Source organism: Sorangium sp. So ce302, assembly GCF_051530145.1.
In the GTDB taxonomy this organism is placed as follows: Bacteria; Myxococcota_A; Polyangia; order Polyangiales; family Polyangiaceae; genus Sorangium; species Sorangium cellulosum_B.
The window spans coordinates 12,302,167-12,323,453 of the sequence record NZ_CP150326.1 but is presented as its reverse complement, the minus strand read 5'-3'; the positions used below and the strand labels follow the sequence as shown (position 1 = coordinate 12,323,453).

At 70.2% G+C, this 21,287-nt stretch carries 18 protein-coding genes; 13 read left to right on the top strand and 5 right to left on the bottom strand.

All coding sequences use genetic code 11. From position 1 onward, the window contains the following. Positions 1-66: 66 nt before the first annotated feature. From WME73_RS46625 to WME73_RS46605, 5 genes are all read left to right on the top strand, one after another. Complete coding sequence (locus WME73_RS46625; RefSeq protein WP_437913794.1) at positions 67-1,374, top strand: P1 family peptidase; 1,308 nt, start codon at positions 67-69, stop codon at positions 1,372-1,374. Positions 1,375-2,338: 964 nt separating this feature from the next. Next, a complete protein-coding gene (locus WME73_RS46620; protein ID WP_437913793.1) occupies positions 2,339-3,259 on the top strand; it encodes a ParB/RepB/Spo0J family partition protein in 921 nt (306 codons plus the stop codon). Beyond that, positions 3,216-4,721, top strand: a complete 1,506-nt coding sequence (locus tag WME73_RS46615) for an IS21/IS408/IS1162 family transposase (RefSeq protein WP_437912952.1) — start codon at positions 3,216-3,218, stop codon at positions 4,719-4,721. Before WME73_RS46620 ends, WME73_RS46615 begins: the two co-directional genes overlap by 44 nt. After that, complete coding sequence (istB, locus tag WME73_RS46610) at positions 4,711-5,436, top strand: IS21-like element helper ATPase IstB (protein WP_437912953.1); 726 nt, start codon at positions 4,711-4,713, stop codon at positions 5,434-5,436. Before WME73_RS46615 ends, istB begins: the two co-directional genes overlap by 11 nt. A gap of 27 nt (positions 5,437-5,463) precedes the next feature. After that, complete coding sequence (locus WME73_RS46605; protein ID WP_437912954.1) at positions 5,464-5,751, top strand: hypothetical protein; 288 nt, start codon at positions 5,464-5,466, stop codon at positions 5,749-5,751. An 85-nt stretch (positions 5,752-5,836) separates the two neighbouring features. Here WME73_RS46605 and WME73_RS46600 read toward each other — a convergent pair whose 3' ends face one another. Together WME73_RS46600 and WME73_RS46595 are read right to left on the bottom strand one after the other, a co-directional pair. Beyond that, entirely contained in the window at positions 5,837-6,226 is a 390-nt protein-coding gene (locus WME73_RS46600; RefSeq protein WP_437912955.1) for a hypothetical protein, read from the bottom strand. Positions 6,227-6,697: 471 nt separating this feature from the next. Then, complete coding sequence (locus WME73_RS46595) at positions 6,698-7,312, bottom strand: NAD(P)H-dependent oxidoreductase (protein WP_437913792.1); 615 nt, start codon at positions 7,310-7,312, stop codon at positions 6,698-6,700. A gap of 68 nt (positions 7,313-7,380) precedes the next feature. Here WME73_RS46595 and WME73_RS46590 point away from each other — a divergent pair, with 68 nt between their 5' ends. Genes WME73_RS46590 through WME73_RS46580 form a run of 3 tightly spaced genes read left to right on the top strand, consistent with a single transcriptional unit; the run spans position 7,381 to position 10,164 of the window. Further along, on the top strand, positions 7,381-8,388 hold the full coding sequence (locus WME73_RS46590; RefSeq protein ID WP_437913790.1) for a LysR family transcriptional regulator: 1,008 nt from the start codon (positions 7,381-7,383) through the stop codon (positions 8,386-8,388). A 34-nt stretch (positions 8,389-8,422) separates the two neighbouring features. Continuing rightward, a complete protein-coding gene (locus tag WME73_RS46585) occupies positions 8,423-8,875 on the top strand; it encodes a hypothetical protein (RefSeq protein WP_437913789.1) in 453 nt (150 codons plus the stop codon). Next, positions 8,827-10,164, top strand: a complete 1,338-nt coding sequence (locus WME73_RS46580; protein ID WP_437913788.1) for a serpin family protein — start codon at positions 8,827-8,829, stop codon at positions 10,162-10,164. The genes WME73_RS46585 and WME73_RS46580 overlap by 49 nt, the downstream gene beginning before the upstream one ends. Before the next feature lie 85 nt (positions 10,165-10,249). Here WME73_RS46580 and WME73_RS46575 read toward each other — a convergent pair whose 3' ends face one another. The 3 genes from WME73_RS46575 to WME73_RS46565 form a co-directional block, all read right to left on the bottom strand. Then, a complete protein-coding gene (locus WME73_RS46575; RefSeq protein ID WP_437913787.1) occupies positions 10,250-11,230 on the bottom strand; it encodes an HTTM domain-containing protein in 981 nt (326 codons plus the stop codon). Further along, the gene (locus WME73_RS46570; protein ID WP_437913786.1) at positions 11,227-11,751 is read right to left on the bottom strand and encodes a hypothetical protein; all 525 of its coding nucleotides are present in this window, start codon (positions 11,749-11,751) and stop codon (positions 11,227-11,229) included. The genes WME73_RS46575 and WME73_RS46570 overlap by 4 nt, the downstream gene beginning before the upstream one ends. A gap of 268 nt (positions 11,752-12,019) precedes the next feature. Next, entirely contained in the window at positions 12,020-12,490 is a 471-nt protein-coding gene (locus tag WME73_RS46565; protein WP_437913784.1) for a hypothetical protein, read from the bottom strand. 1,291 nt (positions 12,491-13,781) lie between these two features. Here WME73_RS46565 and WME73_RS46560 point away from each other — a divergent pair. From WME73_RS46560 to WME73_RS46540, 5 genes are all read left to right on the top strand, one after another. Beyond that, positions 13,782-14,519 carry a hypothetical protein gene (locus WME73_RS46560; protein WP_437913782.1) on the top strand — a complete coding sequence of 246 codons (738 nt, stop codon included), beginning with the start codon at positions 13,782-13,784 and terminating at the stop codon, positions 14,517-14,519. Positions 14,520-14,728: 209 nt separating this feature from the next. Next, positions 14,729-15,418 carry a hypothetical protein gene (locus WME73_RS46555; protein WP_437913780.1) on the top strand — a complete coding sequence of 230 codons (690 nt, stop codon included), beginning with the start codon at positions 14,729-14,731 and terminating at the stop codon, positions 15,416-15,418. Positions 15,419-15,652: 234 nt separating this feature from the next. After that, positions 15,653-16,738: a glycosyl hydrolase gene (locus tag WME73_RS46550; RefSeq protein ID WP_437913779.1), complete on the top strand. Its 1,086-nt coding sequence runs from the start codon at positions 15,653-15,655 to the stop codon at positions 16,736-16,738. A 276-nt stretch (positions 16,739-17,014) separates the two neighbouring features. Next, positions 17,015-18,379, top strand: a complete 1,365-nt coding sequence (locus tag WME73_RS46545; protein WP_437913778.1) for a hypothetical protein — start codon at positions 17,015-17,017, stop codon at positions 18,377-18,379. An 82-nt stretch (positions 18,380-18,461) separates the two neighbouring features. After that, on the top strand, positions 18,462-21,278 hold the full coding sequence (locus tag WME73_RS46540; protein ID WP_437742715.1) for an AAA family ATPase: 2,817 nt from the start codon (positions 18,462-18,464) through the stop codon (positions 21,276-21,278). The last annotated feature ends 9 nt before the right edge of the window (positions 21,279-21,287 follow it).

Below are 21,287 nucleotides of genomic sequence, written 5' to 3'. Positions count from 1 at the left end.
GCCCAGAACGACCGCTGACCGCCGAGCTTCACCACGCGGACGACGCCGTCGGATATTCTCCCGCCGATGCGTCGCCCTCCCCTTGTCTCCAGCGCCGCGCTCGCCGCAGCGCTCCTCTTCTTCCTGTTCCTGCCCTCCCTCCTCGCGTGCGCCGGCCCTCGCGCTCGGCCTTTCCCTCCCGCTGCGAGCGCTGGTGCGCTGCCCGCGCCGCCCGTCGGTGCGACGCGCCGGCGCGCGCGGGATCTCGGCATCGTGATCGGCCGCCTGCCGACCGGGAAGTTGAACGCGATCACCGATGTCCCCGGCGTGCGCGTCGGGCACGTCACCCACCACCGCGGCGCCGGCCGGCTCGACCCGGGCAAGGGGCCGGTGCGCACGGGCGTGACCGTCATCCTGCCGACGTCCGATGATTTCTGGCACAACAAGGTCCCCGCCGCGAGCTTCGTCCTGAACGGGAATGGGGAGATGACCGGCCTCCATTATGTGAGGGAGTTCGGCGTCCTCGAGACGCCCATCGTCTTCACCAACACCCTCGCCGTGGGCCGCGCGCTCGACGGGGCGATCCAGTACATGCTCCGACGCTATCCGGCCATCGGCGTGGACGAGCCCACGGTGACACCGATCGTCGGCGAGTGCGACGACAGCGCGCTCAACGACATCCGTGGCATGCACGTGTCGGCGGAGGACGTCATCGAGGCGGCGGAGCGCGCCGCGGATGGCCCTGTCGAAGAAGGGGCGGTCGGCGGCGGGACGGGGATGACCTGCTACGATTTCAAGTGTGGTATCGGTACGGCGTCGCGCGTCCTGCCGGAAGCCGCGGGCGGGTTCACGGTGGGCGCCATCGTGCAGGCGAACTTCGGGGCGCGCGGCGAGCTCCGGGTCGACGGGGTGCCGGTGGGGCAGGAGATCCGCGATCTCTTGCCCGTGCCGGATGTCCACGGCGAAGGCTCGCTGCTCGCCGTGGTCGCGATCGACGCGCCCCTGTCCGCGCGGCAGCTCGAGCGGGTGGCGCGGCGCATCGCGCTCGCGGTGGGGCGCACGGGAACGATATCGCGCGATGGAAGCGGGGACCTGTTTCTGGCCTTCGCGACGGGCAACCGGGTACCGTCCAAGCCGGAGGGGCTGACACGGAGCCTCCGCGAGGTGGCCGACGCGCGCCTGAACCCAATGTTCCAGGGCGCCGAAGAAGCGGTGGAAGAGGCCATCCTCAACGCGATGACCATGGCGACGACGACGTTCGGACAGGACGACCACGTCGCCCACGCCATCCCGCTCGATCGGCTCCGCGAGGCGATGGAGCGGTACGGGAGGCTCGACCCGACCGGCATCACGAAACGACGGACGCTCCACGGGACACAACCGCAGAGCGAGTAGCGCTCGCACACCGGCATGTGCATGAGCTCGCTGGACCGGCCTATGCTTGGTCAGTTGACGCAGCTCGACCGGGCCCAGTCTGGCACCTGGCTCAAGCGCAAGACCTGGGTTAGTTCGTCATGAACGCAAGCCGTCAATGCTGGTTCGCGCCGCTGGCCCTGCTCGTCGCGAGCTGTGGGTCTCATTCTGTGATGACGAGCAGGTCGGCTCGAGAAGAGATTATCAACGATGCCAGGTTGGCGTCGGGCGACGTCGGCAACGCGTGTGGCGTGGACTTTGGCCCCTGCCGCTCCGGCCTGCACTGCCTGAAGCCGAACCACGCCAGGAACGGCTGGTGCGTGGCTCCCGGCTTCAGCGCTCGCGAGAATTGACCCGCCTCTGCTCGCGAAAAATGGTCCACCCCCCGGCTGACGGTGGTCGTGTCGAGCGCGGCGCGGCGCGTTTGCGGTGGAGGCGCTGGTGAGCGCGTGGATCGTGACGGGCGGCGGGGTGCGACGCTCGGGGGATGTGTCGAGCACGACCGTGCCGGGTCTGCCGTCGGTGGTTCCAGCCTGATCCTCGCGTTGGCGATCGGCAGCAGGTCTGCTCGTCGCCGTCGTGCCAGGCGGCGAGGCGGAAGAAGACGCAGGCGTCGTGGCGGGAGCGCAACCCGGACTACTTCGTAGCGCGGCGGCTGAAGCAGCGGACGGCGATGGCGCCGCCGCCGCCTGCGCCGCTGCGGGTGCCGCCGCCGCTCGACCGACTTCCCTGGGACATCGCGCAAGACCAGTTCGGGGTCCAAGGAGCGGATTTCCTTGGGGTATTCGGCAGAGTCCTGGTGGGCGCCACGCAAGACCAGAGGCCGGCGCAAGTCCTGGATACTTCATGAGAAACGGGCGGACATCCCGGGGGTCGCCGAAAAGACGCGAGCCGGGGTGTGCGAGCGTCGGCCGCGCGCCGCCGAGCCGCGGCGCTCCGGTGCCCGATGGATCTGGAGTTCCACCAGCTCGACCTTCGCTACGAAGAGCTTCGCGGCCGCAGCCCGGCGCGCGAGCGGCGCCTGCTCTCGTCGCTCGCGGAGGTCGGACAGCAAGCGCCGATCGTCGTGGTGAGCCCGGTCTCGTCGGGGCGGCACGTAGTGATCGACGGGTACAAGCGGGTGCGCCTGCTTCGTCGCCTCGGGCAGGACACGGTGCGGGCGACGGCGTGGGATCTGGGCGAGGCAGAGGCGCTGTTGCTCGAGCGGATGATGCGCGCGGGCGATGCGGACAACGCGCTGGAGCAGGGATGGTTTCTGCGCGAGCTGCGGGAGCGATTCGGCCTCAGCGGCGAGGAGCTGAGCAAGCGATTCGGCCGGACGCCGAGCTGGGTGAGCCGGCGCCTGTCGCTGGTCGCGGAGCTGCCGGAGTCGGTGCACGCGCACGTGCGCGCGGGCGCGATCGGCGCGCACGCGGCCATGAAATACCTGGTGCCCTTGGCGCGCGCCAACCGCGCTGACGGCGAGCGGCTCGCGGACGCGGTGGCGCCGCTCGGGCTGACGACGCGGCAGATGGCGATCGTGCACGCGGCGTGGCTCGGCGCGAATGCCGAGGGGCGCGCGCTGATCGTGAAAGACCCGGGGCTGGTCGTGCGGGCGCACGAGGAGGCACGGCGAGCGAAGGCGCGCCCGGCGACGCCGGCCGAGCAGATGCTCTCCGACCTCGGCGCGCTCGGCGGCATCGCGGCTCGGGTCCATCAGCGGACGCGGCGAGGGGAGGTGCGTGGATTGCTCGCGCCGGAGCGGGAGGAGATCCGACATGCCTTCTCGCAGGCGCGTCGGGAGGTGGAGCGGCTGATCAAGCGGCTCGGAAAGGAGCTCGACGATGCTCGACCAGAGCACGCGAATCGCGATCCTGCGACTGCATGAGGAGGGCCATGGCACGCGGCCGATCGCGCGAGCGCTGGGGATCTCGCGCGGCGCGGTCAAGGAGGTGCTCGCGGCGGGCACCGCGGATGTGCCCGAGATCGCGCGCGCCGAGAAGGCCGAGCCGTACCGCGAGCAGCTCCTGGAGCTTTTGCCGCGGTGCAAGAACAACCTCGTCCGCGTGCACGAGGAGCTCGTCGCTGCCGGCGCGAAGCTCTCGTATCCGGCGCTGACGGCGTACTGCCGGCGACACGGCATCGGCCATGAGCCGCCCGAGCCGGTCGGGCACTACCACTTCGGGCCGGGCGAGGAGTCGCAGCACGACACGTCGCCGCACGAGGCGGTCATCGGGGGCAAGAAGCGGCGCGCCCAGACGGCCTCGATGGTGCTGTGTCACTCGCGGATGCTCTTCTTCCAGCTCTATCCGCGCTTCACCCGCTTCGAGTGCAAGGTGTTCCTGACGGAGGCCGCGCTCTACTTCGAGGGAGCGTGCTCGCGGTGGATGATCGACAACACGCACGTGGTGGTGCTGTCCGGCACGGGGAGGGACATGGTGCCGGTGCCGGAGATGGCCGCCTTCGCAGCGCGCTTCGGCGCCGTCTTCGCGGCGCACGAGAAGGGCGACGCCAACCGGTCCGCCCGCGTGGAGCGGCCCTTCGATTACATCGACAACAACTTCCTCGCCGGTCGAGAGTTTTCGGACTGGGCGCATCTCAACCGCGAGGCGCGTGCCTGGTGCGACAAGGTCAACGCGAAGGTCAAGCGTAGTTTGCACGCGAGCCCGCGAGAGCTCTTTGCCGTCGAGCGGCCGCACCTCGCGCCTCTGCCGGTCCACGTGCCCGAGGTCTACCAGCTCCACCAGCGGATCGTCGACTGCGAGGGGTACGTCACCGTGCATCGGAATCGTTACTCGGCGCCGTGGCGGCTCATCGGGCGGCATCTGGAGGTGCGCGAGACGAAGGACCGGATCGAGCTGTACGACGGCCCGCGCCGCGTCGCCACGCACGACCGGATCCCCGAGCCCATCGACGCGCGGGTGACCGTGCCCGAGCACCGGCCACCGCGCAGCGAGAAGGTCTTCGCGCGCGACGCGCCGTCGGTCGAGGAGCGCGAGCTTTCGCGCGGCGGCGACGAGGTGATCGCGTATGTCGCGCTGCTCAAGCGGCGCGGCCGGTCGCTGCGCACGCTCCGCAGGCTGACGGCCATGGTGCGCGACTACCCGCGCGAGCCGCTGCTCGCCGCGGTGCGGATCGCGACGCACTACGGGCTCGACGACATGGATCGGCTCGAGAGTCTGGTGCTGCGCCACGTCGCCGGCGACTTCTTCCCGCTGCCGCCCGAGGTCACCCCAGAGCCGCTGGGCGAGGAAGGGAGAGAAGACGATGAAAACCATGACGAGCCCGACGGCGAAGACGCGCCCGAGGGCGACGACCCCCCCGGATCGGAGGACGACGATGACCGATGAGATCGCGCAACTGTTGCGGTCGCTGCGGCTCGGCAAGATCGCCGAGTTGTTCGACGAGGAGCTGGCGCGTGCGGACAAGGACGGCCTGTCGCACCAGGAGATGTGGGCGCGTCTGCTCCGCGCCCAGTGGCATCACCAGCAGGAGAGCGTGCTGACGTATCGGATCAAGCAGGCCTGCATGCCGGAGCCGTGGACGATCGAGTCCTTCCCCTGGAAGCGCCAGCCCGGCGTCACGCAGCGCCAGATCCGCGGCTTCGCCGAGCTCGACTTCGTGCCCAAGGCCGAGAACATCGTCTTCATCGGCCCCACCGGCGTCGGCAAGACGGGCCTGGCCACGGGGCTGTTGCTGAAGGCGCTGCAGAACGGTCACCGCGGTCTCTTCGTCCGCGCCCAGGATCTCTTCGACGAGATGTACGCGTCGTTGGCGGACCGATCGAGCCGCAAGCTGCTCAACAGGCTCGCGCGCGTCGATGTTTTGGTGATCGACGAGATGGGCTATCTGAACCTCCGGCCCGAACAGACCAACATCTTCTTCAAGCTGATGGAGGAGAGGTATCGACGTCGGCCGACGATCATCACGACCAATTTGGATTACTCCGAGTGGGCGAACTTCCTGGGCAACAAGTCGCTCGTCGAGGCGCTGCTCAGCCGCCTGCGTCACCAGTGCCACACCGTCCGCATCGACGGCCCGTCGCTGCGCGACCCCCAGAGTTGATGTTTCCACCACGTCCGGAGGTGTCCCATGCTCCGCTCCGATCCCATCTCGCTGCACGTCCCCGAGCCGCTCGCGCTCATCGACGCGACGCTCCTCTTCACGGTGCAGGTCCTCGTCGCGCGGCACCCGGAGCTGCTCCTGCCGCCCGAGGTGACCGTGCTCCATCCGCCGCCCGGTCTGCGCGCCGCCCGCCGTCTGCTCGATGGGCTCCGCGAGCTGCACCGCGCCATCGAAGCCTATCGCGAGCTGCTCGCCGGGGCAGACGGTGATCGTCGCCCCGCGCGTCCCATCGATCCGGACGAGATCCCGTTGTAGCGCCGTCCTCCGCGGCTTCCCACCTCGCGTCCGAGATCGAGCTCACCCTCGCCTGCGCGCTGCACGAGCTTCCGAACCGATCCCATCACCATCTCCGACGCCATTTGTCACGGTAGGACGGCGGCTGTGGGATCGGCTCGGCGGGCTCTTCGATCCGCTCGGCGACGAACGTGGATTCGTCGCCGTCTTTGATCTTGATCGTCCCCGTGAGCCGCCCGCCCTTTCCGAGCCGTGCGCGGCCGGTCCCGGACATCGGGTCGTACTCCCACGCGCCCTCCCACGTGAACGAGATCCCGCCCCGCGTGAACCTTGCGCTGACGTAGGCGAGGAGGCAGTGCATGCGGAGCCGATCGCCGTGTCCCGTGAACGAGATCATCGCCGGACCGAGGTCGTCCAGGTACTTGTTGACCCACGTGCCGGTCTCGGTGATTCGCCACCAGCCGGCGTACTCGGGCGGGATGAGGTCGGAGGGCATCGTGGGCGCGAGCGTAGCACCGTCGGATGCCTACGTCGGCGCGCTACGCCTCGCGTGCTCCAAGTCCGCGCTCGCAGTCCACGCAGCGATCGCTGAGCCGCGCCCGGACCATTTCTGACGAGCACGGGTGGGTCATTTTGGGTGAGCGCTGAAGCTCCCGGTGATGTCGGCAACGCCTGTGGCGTGGACTTTGGCCCCTGCGGCCCCGGCCTGACCTGCGTCATCAGCGGCGCGAGTAGAAACGGTTCTTGTAGATGACGCCAGGTGGAACAAACGTTGGACCCGCCCCGTGAGCAAACGCCGCGTACCTCCTCGCGGGCCCAGTCGGGGTCTGCCCGCTGCGCCGCCACTCCGGGCGCGATCCGGATGGACGGTCCCTGAGGAGCGATAGAAGATTCCTTATGCGATCTGCCCCGCTCCTGGAAAGCGACGCCATCTCGACGAACTATCCACCCATGGAAGGAGCCCCCTTCACGCAACAGCCAGCGTGCGGGAGGATCTGGCGGGGAATTGCCGCGCATCCCGCTCGCCGATGCGCTCCATCTCCCGGAGCCAGGCCGCTCGTTGCTCGGGGGTCCGCGTCTTCTGATCGAAGAAGGTGGTCTCGCGGACGGGCCCAAAGCCGACGAAGCGCAATGTCGCGTTGATGAACGAGGTATGAACGGAGCGCCAGTGCCAGAATCGGTACCAAAAGCCCGGGCTATCCATCGTGGTCACGACGCGCGCGCTGCGGCCGGCGAGCAGCCCCTCGGGCAGCGCGCTTCGCTTTCGATAAGCGAACGACCATCCTGGCAAGAAGGTGCGATCGATGAAACCCTTGACCAGCGCGGGTGGCCCTGCCCACCAGGTGGGGAAGAACCAGGCCACGTGGCTCGCGCGCTCGATGGTGGCCTGCGCCTGGCGGAGATCGGGCTCGAGCTCCTGCTGGCCGCTGAAGCCAGCGCGCAGGTGCGGATCGAAGGCGAGCGAGCGCAGGGCCAGGAGCTCGACGCGGGCTCCGCCTCTCTCGAGGCCGCTGGCGTAGGCTCGAGCGAGCGCGTCGCTCAGGCTGTCGGGGGCTGGGGGACCTTGGATGACGAGGTGCATGCGTCGATCTTGGCCATGCAGCAGCGTCTGGGTAGACGGTTCTGCGCAGGTGTGCCATGCGTGGATGCATGGCACGCTCTCCCGCGCCCCCGCCCGCGAGCAGGCCGCTCGCCGACCTGGATTGGGCCGATCTGCGCCTCTTCCTGGAGGTGGCGCGCGCCGGCAGCTTCTCGGCCGCCGGCCGCAAGCTCGGCATCGAGCAATCGACGGTGAGCCGGCGCATGGCGACCTTCGAACGAACGCTCCGGGTGGCGGTCTTCGATCGGCTGCCGGGAGGCTCGATGCTCACCCCGCTCGGCGAGCAGCTCCGCCGCCACGTCGAGTCGATGGAGGCCGGCGCCGACCAGTTCGTGCGCGAGGCCAGCGGCCACGAGAGAGCGGCCGAGGGGATGGTCCGACTGGCGCTCACGGAGTCGATCGCCGTACACGGCGTCATCCCGCGCGTGCTCCCGGCGCTCGCCGAGAGGCACCCGCGCGTCTCGCTCCACCTGCTGACGAGCTACGAGGTGGCCGATCTGGGCCATCGTGAGGCCGAGATCGCCGTGCGTTTCTTCCGGCCGAAGAGCGGTGATCTGGTGGCCGCGCGGATCGTCACCCTGCCGACGGTGCCTATCGCCCACCGCAGGCTCTCGAAGAAGGGCCGCGACGAGCTCGACTGGGTCGGCGTCGATCTGGGCCGCACCCCCACCGTCGAGGACGACTACCAGAAGCGGCATGTAAAAAAGGCACCGAAGCTCATCGTGAGCAGCTACATCGCCCAGATCGAGGCCGTGCGCGCGGGGCTCGGCGCCGCGGTCTTGCCGTGCAGCGCGCTCGATCTGGACGACGACCTGGTGGAGCTCGATCTGGGCCTGCCCGCAGGCCCGGTGCTCGAGCTCTGGCTCGTCACGCCGCGCGGCCTGCGCCAGGTGCCGCGCATCGCCGCCGTGTGGGGCGCCCTCGAAGAGCATCTCCAGTTCTTGAGCTCGCCGCGACGCGCGCGGGCGCGCGGGCGCTCGGCTGATCCTCAGCAGCGATTGCGGCTTCGGCCGTCAGGGCATGAGCCGGATGCGAGCAGAGACCCGCCCGCCAGGTAGCCTGTCCGTAGACGAGCTTCGGCGTCGGGAACCCGTGGAAGAAAGGGTCGCGCAGGGCTTCCTGATGCCGGTGCTCTTCGGTTATGTGGACCGCGGCGCCACCCGCACCACGTTCGAGCACCCCATCGACGACTGGGCGGCGCTGCTGCACGAGGCCGGCTTCGCGCGCGTCGACCGCCGGCTGATCCCATCGCACCTGGTGGGCGCCGGCCTGGATGCTGGCGGCGCGCTGAGGCGCCTTGCGAGGTTTCTGGTGCGCGAGCCGGCTCCGGGCGCTGACGGGGCCTCTTGTGCCAGAACGGGCCAGTTTCTCGCCAGATGTCAGGGTTCGGGGGCACCCCGCGCGCAGCGGCTCGGTCGCTCCGCGCGTTACGCCTCGGAAATAGACGAGCCCGCGATCGGAGCCGGCGCGGCACGGCCGATGCTGGACGGGGCGGCATGCAGCGAACCCTCCGAACCTGCGCTCCCTTCTTCGTCCTGTCTCTGACCGCGATCCTCGGTTGCGAGACGTCCACCGATCCCAACACGTACCCCGACCCCGAGGGCGAGGATTGCAGCGACGCCGACAAGCCCTTCTGCGTGGTCGCCTCGGACAAGCAGCGCATCTCGAGCCCGGACGTCCCTCCGGAGGACAAGAGCGCGCTCGTCTCGGGCAACTCCGCGTTCGCGCTCGACCTCTACCAGCAGCTCCGCCAGGAGCCGGGCAACGTCTTCTACTCGCCCTACAGCATCTCGACGGCGCTCGCGATGACGTGGGCCGGCGCGAAGGGCGAGACCGAGACGGCCATGGCCGACACGCTGCGCTTCGACCTCGGGCAGGACAAGCTCCATCCGGCGTTCAACTGGATCGACCAGGAGCTCGAGAGCCGCGGTCAGGGCGCCCAGGGCGCCGACGGAGAGGGCTTTCGCCTCAACGTCATGAACGCGCTCTGGGGGCAGATCGGCTACTCGTTCGAGGCGCCCTTCCTGGACACGCTCGGGCTGCACTACGGCGCTGGAATGCACGTCGTGAACTTCTGGGACTTCCCGCAGGAATCGGTCGATCTCATCAACGGCTGGGTCAGCGACCAGACCGAGGGCAAGATCGAAAAGCTGGTGCCCGTCGAGGCGATCACCACCGAGACGGTGCTGGTCCTCACGAACGCCATCTACTTCAACGCGGCGTGGCGCACCCCGTTCGAGCCCACCGAGACGGAGGACGGCCCGTTCGAGACGGCCGATGGGACCGAGGTAACGGTGCCCCTGATGCACGGCAACCTGGAGATGCCCTACGCCGAGGGCGACGGCTACCAGGCGATCGCGATGCCCTACGACGGGGACGAGCTGTCGATGGTGATCGTCCTGCCGGCGAAGGGCACGCTCGACGCGTTCGAGGCGTCGCTCGACGCGGCGAAGGTCGACGGCATCGCCTCCGCGATGAGCGAGCACCTGGTCGACACCACGATGCCCAAGTTCAAATTCGAATACGAGCTGAGCCTCAAGAAGACGCTGGAGGCGATGGGGATGGAGATCGCGTTCAAGTCCGGGGTCGCGGACTTCACCGGCATCAACTCCAGCGGACGGCCCTTCATCCAGGACGTCATCCACAAGGCGTTCGTCGGCGTGAACGAGGCCGGCACCGAGGCAGCGGCGGCGACCGCGGTCATCGTCGGCGACGAGTCGGCGCCCCAGCCGGCGTCGCTCGCGCTCGTGAATCCCTTCCTGTTCCTCATCCGCGACAACGCGACGGGCAGCATCCTGTTCGTCGGCCGCGTCGCCGACCCCAGCGCGAGCTGACCCGCTGCGCCCGGTTCTGCGACGGACGCGGACGCATCCCCATGCGTGCGCCGATGTACGTGGCAGAGCGCCTGTGCTGACAATGTCAGGCCTCGCCACGCTGAGCGCAGCGTGCCACAGCAGAGGGCGCTCGCGCCTGTCGAGGGTCCGCCTTCACGCCAAACGCCGCGATGGTGAACACCGACATGATGGCACCGAAGACATCGAGCCTCATGAAGACCGCGATTCCGACGTGCAATCCGACCGTGGCTGCCACCCAGAGCCGCCGGGTCCGACGTGGCCAGATGAAGAACGGGTACCCGATCTCCACGAGCAGCACGAGCCACCCCGCGGCCACGGCGATCCAGGCGTGGTGCGCGAGCCACGAAAAGTCGAACCGCCGGTACTCGGGCAGCATGAGCGAATGCCACATCGCGTCGCCGTCCCACCACGCTGGGCCCAATGCCTTCTCCACACCACTCGAGAGGTAGACGAGACAAAGGTGCAGCTGCACCACCCGCAGCGCGAGGCGCGCTGTCGCGCTCGGCTCAGGCGGCGCTCGCCCAAAGGCACGATCGAGCGACAGCACAGCGCCAGAAGGCATGAAGACGAGGTAAAACAGGAAGATGTTCGCGAACTGATCTGCTCCGTAGTTCGTCCTCTCCGCGGTCATCATCAACGTGAAATGCACGAGCCATGTGCACGCCGCGGAGAACCTCGTCCTCCAGCCGAGCAGGAGTCCAACCAGCGACAGCGCGTAGAGCACACCCACGCCAGCGATCACCGAGCTCTCACCGACCCCGAAGCGCGAAAATGCGTTCACGAGGTGGCCGATCCGGGGGAAACCGATCGCGCCGGCCCCGTCGAGGAGCTGTCCCTGCACGATGCCCGAACGCGAGTACAGCTCGGAAGCGATGGGCGCGATCAGCGCTGCCTGCACCAAGAGAACCGACGCGAGCCCTATCCGGAGCGCTGCCAGGGGCCGCGCCGACGCGGGTGCGAACGCGAATCGCCCCATCGAGCCCCACAGGCGCGCAGCTGCCTCTCTAGCCTTCGGCAGGAGCAGGGTATGGGTCCGCTGCCTCATGGCGTCACCTCTTTGTTGATGTCGCCGGTAGCGAGCTGCGTCTTCAGGGTGAACTTGGCCTGATATTCGACATACCACCGCGGCTGTTTGCCCGCGCGATACTCCGCCATCGAGGGCAGGTCGTAGCTTTCGATTCGGACAACAACGCTGTCCGCCTCTGGGTGTTTGGCGAACACCTTCGCTACCCAGGACGCAATCAGGGAGCGCCTCGCCGTCGGGTCCTGCTCATCCCAATACATGCCGATGATATTCTTGACGCGGAGGTCCGCTTCGCGGCTCGCTCCTGTCTCCAGCACCTCGGTCGTCAGCGTTCCCGCGCGATCCCTGACCTGGAAGGTGGCCCAGGGCAGGGGCCCGACGCTCGGAGCAAAGAAGGAATACGCGCTGCTGGCCCCGGAGAGCGCGCCATAATAGCCCACCACATGTTCCACCCATCCTCCGTTTGGCAAGCGCACATGCAGCACACCCAGCACGATCACCAGCCCGAGGTGGATCGCCGCGGCGGGAAGCACGAAGAGCACGCGCTTTCCTAGGTTTCCTGTTCCGTCCATGGAGCTCACCCCTTTGGAGCCGTATTGCGCGCGGCGTGCCACCCGCTTTCGCCACCCACGTTTCCAACGCGTCACCATCCGGCCGCAGCGCAGGCCGCGGCCGGACGGCGACGCTTGACGTGCGATGTCTCAGCGCGATCGCCCGTAATGTTCGACTCCGCGCTCGGCAAAGCGGACCCGGCATTCCGTGATGGCCGCGCCCAACTCCGTGCCCATCACGGCAGGGCCCAACCCTGTCCTAGCGCCAATAGGGCCGATAGTAGCCAGTAGCCGGCCGATAGTAGCCGACAGCCGGCCGGTAGCCGCCGACAGCCGGCCGGTAGCCGCCGACAGCCGGCCGGTAGCCGCCGACAGCCGGCCGGTAGCCGCCGACAGCCGGCCGGTAGCCGCCGACAGCCGGCCGGTAGCCGCCGACAGCCGGCCGGTAGCCGCCGACAGCCGGCCGGTAGCCGCCGACAGCCGGCCGGTAGCCGCCGACAGCCGGCCGGTAGCCGCCGACAGCCGGCCGATAGCCGCCGACAGCCGGCCGGTAGCCGCCGACAGCCGGCCGGTAGTTGTAACGCACGCTGTCGGGTGACGGTGGCGTTGATGTCTCCTCGACGAGGTTCAGGTTGTCGATCGGCACCGTATTCGCCGCAGAAGCAAGCGCAGAGATCCCGCACACTCCTGCGCAGACGGCGATGAGGCCAAGAATTTTCACATGGTTCATTTGTCGGCTCCTTCCCTCTTCGGTTGCGCCCGTGGGCGCGACGTTGCGCCCATGACGATGCAGGAAACGAGCCGAGTTCGACCGGTGCGGCAGGTGGCAGGCTGCTGATCGCAGCGCACCAATCATCCCTGAAATGTGGGCTGGCCAGGTGAAGGTGCGCGATGCGTGAGCAGCGCGCTGCGGCGCTGGAGCATCCGCGGCATGACAGCCATTCATGGCAGTCAAGAACCTACCGCAGCAGGGAGCATCTAGAGCGACAAACGGGTTGAAACCCCGAGAAAATCATGAATTTCACAGGGAGGCGGAGAGGCGGGGAGCGAGAGACGGCGGGAGGGAGAGATTCATTCTTTCTCCCTCCCCGCCTCCCCGTGAAAATTCTCCGGGTTTCAACGCGATCGGTGTTCTAGGATCTTGGGAGACCATGTTCAGGAACATGCGGAGGTCCTGGCGAGACGGCTTGAATTTGGCGTGTGACGCGGCAGCCGCGGCAGATGAAGCAGTTCAAGCATTCGTCCTCCCCGCGAAGGACGTCGCCCGCGCCCGCGACGCGGGCAAGGTCGTCGCCATCCCCCACCTCGAAGCCGGGGACGAACGTGCCGCCCCTTCCACCGCCTCCACGACGCCATCTGCGCCGGAGCCGATCGCCTCTCCCATATCCCACAACGGCGTCGTGTTCCCTTGCGATCACGGCCTGTACGTCATGAAGCTCGACGCGGCAGGCACCACCTCTGGAACAAGACGTTCGGCAGCCCCGAGGACGATTGGAGCCTGGTCTGCACCGGCGACCCTGAAGGCAACGTCATCGCAGGCGGAACCTTCACGGTCCGCATGAACCATTCCCCCGCCGAAGTACCCACCTGTCCGGTATCATGGAGTGTCTGCACCCCATGCGAAGCGCCGGCAAATCAGGGGGCGGTTCGCAGGAAAGGATGTGCGGCTGTGCCGACATGGGCCATTGCTGCGGCGGGAATCCCGCGTGCGCCGTGGCACATGATGCGATCACATCACCGAAATCACGCGCAAGTCTCGTGAATGCGCCTGGCCCGCCGCTTGCTGATTGTGCCAGCGCGCGACGAGATCGCTGCGCTTTGCACAGGCGCTGCGTCCTGCGTCTTGCTGTCAAGGAGAGGTAACCGTGTCCATCCCGTTCAGCGCCTGCGCCAGCTGGATCGTCCTCGCTGCGACCACTGCATCGGTCGGACTACCTCTCCGACCCGCTGAACCCGCGGCACAGCGCGGTGGAGCTCCCGGACGGCGCCGGCCGCGCGGCCTTCAGCTCGACGGTACCACGGTGCTCGTCTCGCGCTGGACGCCGCTGCCCGACGATCCCTCCAGGGCGCGCTTCTATCTCGATCGCATCGACGTCGCGGACGCGTCCGCGCCGGTGGTGCGGGCGCCGGTCAACGTGCCCGGCTCGCTGCTCGCGTTCGATGGCGCGTCGAGCAGGCTGCTCACGACGGATTACGAGACCGTCGAGACGCCGGTGGCGGGGAGGGAGGCGTGTGCTCACGGCTTCGCGTCGAACGCGGCGTTCACGCCGGCAGCCGCCGGCGATGACGCCGGTCCGGGCGTGTGCAGGGGCACGCGGAGGACGCTCAAGCTCCTCGATCTCGGCGACACGAGCGCGCGACTCCTGGATGAGAGTCCAGTGGACGACGCCGTGGCGGTCATGAAGGCGCTCGCCGGCGAGGGCCGCGCCTTCCTGTCGGTGGAGGACGCCGCCCACGGCGGAAGGTCCTCGATCCTCGTGGCCGGCGGGCTGCAGGAGGGCAGCTTGAAGACCGCGACGCAAGAGGTCGCGGGTTTCAACCATAGCTCTGGCTCGCTGCTGCTCGCGGACGGAGCGCGCCTCCTCGTCGTCGACAACTACCTGTCCACGCTCTCCGTCCTCGACGCGACCGATCTCACCGCGCTTTCGTTCGAGAAGAAGAGCGAGCTCCCGGGGCATGTGTACCACGCGACGCTCTCCGGCGACCGCGCGCTCTGCTCCTGGGGCTACGGCCTCGAGGCCGTGGACGTCGGCCCTTGATCCACGTCGCGCGGCCCGCGGCCGAACCGCGCCCGCGTCCGCCACACGAGAATCCGCGTCCGCCGACCAAGCCGCGTCGACCAGCGCTGGTCTGCTTGAATGACCGTCCCAGTGGCATGTCTGGTGCCAAGTCGAAGTGCATCGCGAGGAGGCGAACGATCATGCGCAGCGAATTGGAGTGTGTCAGGCCCATGAATGGACTTGCACAGATGCGAACGTTGGCGATGGGTTGCATCGCCGCGAGCCTCCTCGGCCTCGCCGCGTGCGGCGACGAGGGGCAAACGAGCAGCAACGCTGGAGGCGCGGGCGGGCAAGGCGGTGTCGGTGGCGCGGGCGGGCAAGGCGGTGTCGGTGGCGCGGGCGGGCAAGGCGGTGCTGGAGGCGCGGGCGGGCAAGGCGGTGTCGGTGGCGCGGGCGGAGGGGGATCGAGCGCGTGCGAGCCGGGCGTTTCGGGGACGGCCACACCCGTGACGATCCGCTTCCGAAACACAGGGGCGACCGAGCTCCTGGTCGGCGACACCCAGTGCATCTCGACGTGGATCGTGACCTCGTCGAGCGGCGCCGAGGCCCCGAGGAACCTGGCGAGGCCGCTGTGCGACGACGGGACCCCGATCTGCCCCGCAGATTGCCTCGACGCTGGCTATAAGCCGCTCCCGCCTCAAGGCGAGCTGACGTTCACCTGGAACGGCGTCATCTTCGAGAGCGTCGACGCCATGGAGGCGGGGTGCCCCGCGGCTCAGGCGGGCGAGCTGTGCCCCGCGATGTGCGCGCGGCCCGTAGACGCCGCGCCGGGCAGCTATACGCTCAAGGCATACGCGTACGACGGATCGACGCCGATTGAAGAGACCGTCACGTTCACCTACCCCGAGTCGGCCGAGGTCGAGGCGGTGTTCCCATAGATCGAACGGCTCGCCGGCGCTCGTCGCGGACCTCGGCGCGGCGCGCTCGCCCTCGTCCCCGCCTTTGCGCTCCTGGCTTGCGGCGCGCGCACCAGCCTACTGGAGCTCGATACTCTTAGCGAGGGTGGCGCGTCGTCAGCGTCGTCCTCTGCCGCATACCCCTCCCGCGCGGGGGCAGAGCTCTATCCTCGTACAAACCTGGGCTCGAACCCGAAGCCCCTTCACGAGGACCCGATGAAGAGCTGCACCCTCCTCCTCTCCTTGCTCGCCGCGGCGAGCTTCGCCTCCGCGTGCGGCGGCGACGACACCGGCAACGGCGGCGGCGGCGATGGGAACGGCGCGCTCCTGTTCGGCCCCTACAAGGACACCAGCGTCCACATGAACTGGGACACCAGCGTGATCTCCACGAAAGTGTCGGGGACCCAGACCGTGTTCGCCGACGACCTCAGCGCCGCCGGCGGCAACGTCGTCAGCCTGGCCTTCGCCACCGGCGAGTGCGGCAACGAGCGCTGGGGCGACGTGCCCGGCGCGGCGATGGCCGCCGCCAACGTCCCGGTGCTCGAGGCCGCCGGCGTCGGCTACATCCTGTCGACCGGCGGCGCGGCGGGCTCGTTCACCTGCGGCTCCGACGCCGGCTTTGCGGCCTTCCTCGATCGCTGGGCCGGACCGCGCCTCATCGGCGTCGACCTCGACATCGAGGCCAGCCAGTCGCCCCAGGTGATCGCGGCGCTGGTGCAGCGCCTCGAGACCGCGCACGCCGCGTACCCGAACCTGCGCTTCAGCCTGACCCTGGCGACCCTCGCCAGCAACGAGGGCGCGTCGACCGCGCGCTCCCTCGGCAGCAACATCGGCTCGAGCCTCAACGTCGTCGGCGACACCGCCATGGCCGCGGTCGCTGACGTCTTCGGCTTCGACGGCAGCGCGGCGACCTGGCCCAGCTACGTCACCGTCAACCTGATGACCATGAACTACGGCTCGCCCGGTCCCGGCGTGTGCATCGTCTCCGGCGGCCAGTGCGACATGGGGCAGTCGGCGATCCAGGCCGCGTACAACCTGCACGATCACTTCGGCGTGCCCTACGCCAACATCGAGCTCACCCCGATGATCGGCGGCAACGACGTCCAGGGCGAGCTCTACACGCTGACCGACGTCGACGAGACCGCCGCCTTCGCCAGGTCCCAGGGCCTCGCCGGCGTCCACTACTGGTCCTATGACCGCGACGTCGACTGCCCGATCGGCGCCGCCTCGCCGGTGTGCAACTCCCTCGGAGACGCCGGCACCCGCGGCTTCCTCGCCCGGTTCCTCGCCGCGGGGCTCTGACCACGGCGCGACCGCGCGCGGCGGAGCGGCCGGAGTACGGGGTGAAGCGGCCCTGCGCCCCGGACACCGCCCGGCCGTGGGGACAGAGCGGCCCTCCCGGTCCCGAAGAACGGGTGATGGCGGCGACGAGGTGCGGCCACACAGCCTCGACCATCACCTCGGAGGTACCGGATGCGATGTAGGACATGGCTGGCGCCCTTCGCTCTCCCTGCGCTCGCGGCGTGCTCGGCGGTTCCAGACGAGCTGCCCGGCGCGCTCCCGGTGGAGGAACCGCCCGTGGCCTCCGACGCCGGCGAGGCAGCCGCCTGCGGCGCCCTCGCGGCCGCGGGGCCCTCGCTGAGCCTCGCGCAGCCGGGCACGGACCTGCTCGATCCTCAGTGGGTCCTCGGGGCCAAGGACGCGCCGGTCTATCTCTACGCCTCGGCGGCGACACCGACGGGGGGCCGGGTCGTCCAGCGGGTCGCCCTGGATCCCTGGTCAGCGCAGCCGCCCGCCTTCAGCGAGCCGGCGCTGGCGCTGGACGCAAAACACCAGACGATCCCGGGCGAGGCCTTCGCGGTGGCACAGCTCTATCCGCTCGACGAGGATGACAACTTCGAGTCCGTGGTCGTTTACCGAGAGCGCTACACGACCCCCTTCCCGGATCCCCTGCCGCCAGGCGGCTTTTTCAGGACCGCGCGCGCCTGGAGCGAGGGCAACGAGCCCTTCTCTTCATGGTCGCAGCACGTCGGCACGCACTACGGCGAACGCATGGTGTCGTTTCGTTCCTCAGGGGCGGAACAGCTCGCGATCACCGAGCTCCACGAGCCCGGCCCGCGGTACTGGATGGTGGTCGGCACCGTGTCGGAAGGGGTGGGCCACTCGATGGGCGGGATGCACGTCGGGTGCGCAACAACGCCCATCGCCTTCGATGCGGCATGGTGGAAGCGAGTGGATGAAGACGATACGGAATGGGTGCTGCACTACTGGCTCTTCGGCGCCGCGCTGGGCGCGCCCACCGATTGGAAGCCCAAGGGGCCCCTCTGCGACGTCAGGTTTCCGGGCGTCGGACCGGCGACGACCATTTACCTGGGGCGGTACTCCGCAGACGGCATCAGCATCGGCTACAATGGCAGCGCGATGGCCTCGAAGGAGGCAATCCACGAGGCCGCGCCGGTCGCGCGCCTCCGCATGGCCCCCCGCCCGGACGGCGCGTGGCTCGCCTGGACCCTCGCGCCGCTCGAGGACGCGCCGGGCGCGCTGCGCGTCGCGCGCATGACCCCGTCGGGCGGGATCGCGCTGCCCCCCACCACCGTCCCCTCATGCTCCACGCCCGTCGCGGAATCGCTGGCCGCCGAGCAGGTGGACGGAGACCTGGTGGTCGCGGTCGTCGAGACGAACACGCGCGGCAAGGACCGGATCGTGCTCCGCCGCCTCGACGCGGAGGGCACGTTGACCTGGATGACCACCCTTTTTCCGGGAGGGAAGGTGGAAGGCAGCCTGTCGATGCTCGCGCAGGGCGGTCGCGGGCTCTTGATCGCGTGGGCGGAGCGGCCGTCGAGCTCGTCCGCCTCGCAGCTGCGCGCGGTGCGCCTGGGTTGCGCCGAGGGGTTCGCCGCCGGCGCGCCCGTCTGCGAGACCGAGGACGTGATCCCTCAGTGACGCGGCACGCGTCCGCCGGCCTCCGAAACTTGGCCCGCCCTCGCCCGGCGTGCGAACCCCGAGCCCGGAGACCTCTGCAAGGATGACCAGCCCTCGCTCCCACGCCGAGCTCGTCACGCTGCGTAAGCTCGCGCAGGACCTCGCCGCCCAGCGCAAGGAGCGCCTGTCGAGCGTGCACCTCCTCGCGGCCATCGCCCTGAGCGGAGGCCCCGCCGCGGATCTGCTCCGCGATCGGCGGCTCGACGACGAGGCCCTGCTCAAGGCGACCCGCTCGGTCGACGACGAGGGCCCCGACCCGATCGGCCGGGCGATGGGGGGCGCGCGCGACGTCGCGAAGCGAGCGACCGCGAAGGAGCCCGCGGCGCTCCACCTGCTGCTCGCGCTCCTGTCCGACCGCAGCTCGGCCGCGCACCGCGCGCTCACCCAGTCGGGGGTCGATCTGGCGCGGCTGCGGACCGCGGCGCTCCAGATCGCGCTCGGCGTGGTGCAGGCGCGGCGGACGCCCTCGCGGCTGCTCCACGACGGCGGCGCGCCGGAGACGCCGCCCGCGCCGGCCGCGGCGACCACGGCGCGCCGCGCCCGCGGCGAGGCCGCCGATCCGGCGCGCACGCCGCGCTCGCCGCGCACGTCCCAGGAGCTGCGGCCCGCCAAGGGCGCAGGCGTCGCCGTCCCGGAGCTGCGGCCTGCCAGGGGCGCCGGCGTCGGTATCCCGGAGCTGCGGCCCGCCAGGGGCGCCGGCGCGCCGGAGTCACGGCCCGCCAAGGGCGCCGGCCCGGGCGTCACGGTGCCGCTGTTCCCGCCGACGCCGCTGTTCCCGCCGGGGCGCCCCCGCCCCGCCGCGGCCCCGGCCGGAGCCGACGCGCTGATCTCCGCCGAGCCGATCGCCCTCACGCCCACCCCCTCCCCGGCGTCCTCGGCCTCCCCTGCCCCCGCTTCCGCCGCCTCCCCCGCCGCGCCCGCGCCGGGGCGGCCGTTCCCGCCGCTCGCGCCGCCGACCGCCACGAGCGCCGCCGCGAGCGCCGCCCTCGCGGCGCGCTTCACCCTCGACCGCGCGCGCTTCCCGGCCCTCGCCTCGCTCGGGCACAACCTCTCGCTCGCGGCGGTGCAGGGGGAGCTCGAGCCGATCGTCGGCCGCGAGCACGAGATCGAGCAGGCGCTCGACGTCCTGGCCAAGCGCCACGCGAACAACCCCTGCCTCCTCGGCCCGGCGGGCGTCGGCAAGACCTCCGTCGCGCGCGGCGTGGCGCACCGGCTCGCGTTCGACGAGCGGGAGCCGCGCGTCGTGGTCGAGCTCGTGCCCTCGGAGCTCCTCGCCGGCACCGGCGCGCGCGGCGCGCTGAGCGAGCGCCTGTCCGCGCTCCGGTCCGAGCTCCGCGAGGCGGGCGGGCGGGTCATCCTGTTCATCGACGGCCTGTCGGAGCTCTTCGGCAGCGGCGCGCTCGACGAGGCGATGGCCGAGATCAAGCTCGCGCTCGCCCGCGGCGAGCTCACGCTGATCGGCACCGCCACGCCCGAGGAGTACAGGAAGAGCATCGAGGTCGACCCGGCGCTCGCGCGGCGCTTCACGATCGTCGAGATCGACGAGCCCGAGGAGGACGAGGCGTTCCTGCTGCTCCAGAGCGTCGCGGTCGGGCTCGGCGCGCACCACGGGCTCGCGTTCACGGACGAGGCGCTGGCCTCGGCCGTCGCCTGGTCCGTGCGCTACCTGCCCGGGCGCGCGCTGCCCGACAAGGCGCTCTCGATCCTCGATCTCGCGGGCGCGCGCACGCGGCGGCGCGCGTCGTCGACGTCGCGCGCGTCGCGCGCGGCGCTCCGTGAACCTGCGCAGCCCGCGCGGCAGGTGGGCCCCGCCGAGGTCGCCGAGGTGGTCTCCGAGCTCGCCGATCTGCCGGTCGAGCGGCTGCTCGAGACCGACCGCGAGCGGATGCTCTCGCTGGAGGCGCTGCTCGCCGAGAACGTCGTCGGCCACGGCGAGGCGCTGGCGCGCATCGCGCGGGTGCTCCGCCGGAACGCGGCCGGCCTGCGCGCGCGCCGCCCGATCGGGTCGTTCCTGCTGCTAGGGCCGACCGGCGTGGGCAAGACGGAGACGGCGAAGGCGATCGCCGAGGCGCTGTTCCACTCGCCCGACGCGATGACGCGGCTGGATTTCTCCGAGTACGCGGAGTCGCACGCGGTCGCGCGCCTCGTCGGCGCGCCGCCCGGCTACGTCGGCCACGAGGCGGGCGGCCAGCTCACCGAGGCGGTGCGGCGGAGGCCGTACCAGGTGGTGCTGCTCGACGAGATCGAGAAGGCGCACCGCGACGTGCTCGAGGCGTTCCTCCAGGTCTTCGACGAGGGCCGCCTGACCGACGGCCGAGGCCGGCGGGTGGACTTCACGAACACGGTCCTCGTGATGACCTCGAACCTCGGCGCGGCGGAGGCCGGCGCGCTCCGGTCCGAGCGCTCCGTGGGCTTCGCCCGCGCCTCCGCGGCCGTGTCGCCCGAGCGCCTCGGCGAGGCGATGCTCGCCGCGACCCGCGCCGCGCTCCCGCCCGAGCTCTACAACCGCATCGACGAGGTCCTCTGCTTCGCGCCGCTCACGCGGGCGGACGTCGCCGAGATCACGCGGCGGCTGCTCGGCGGCCTGGAGCGCGAGCTCGAGGCGCGCGGCGTGGAGCTCGAGGTCGAGCCCGAGGCGATCGACGCGCTGCTCGACGCCGGGGGGTTCGACCCGGAGCTCGGCGCCCGGCCGATGAAGCGCACGATCGCGCGCCTCGTCGAGGCGCCGCTCGCGGAGCTCATCCTGCGCGGCCAGCTCGAGGAAGGGTCGGCGGCGCTCGTGGGCGTCGAGCAGGGCGAGGTCGTTGTGGACGCGATCGCGCGGGCCGGCACGCGGCGCTACGCCGCGTGCTCCAGCTGAAGCGCGGCG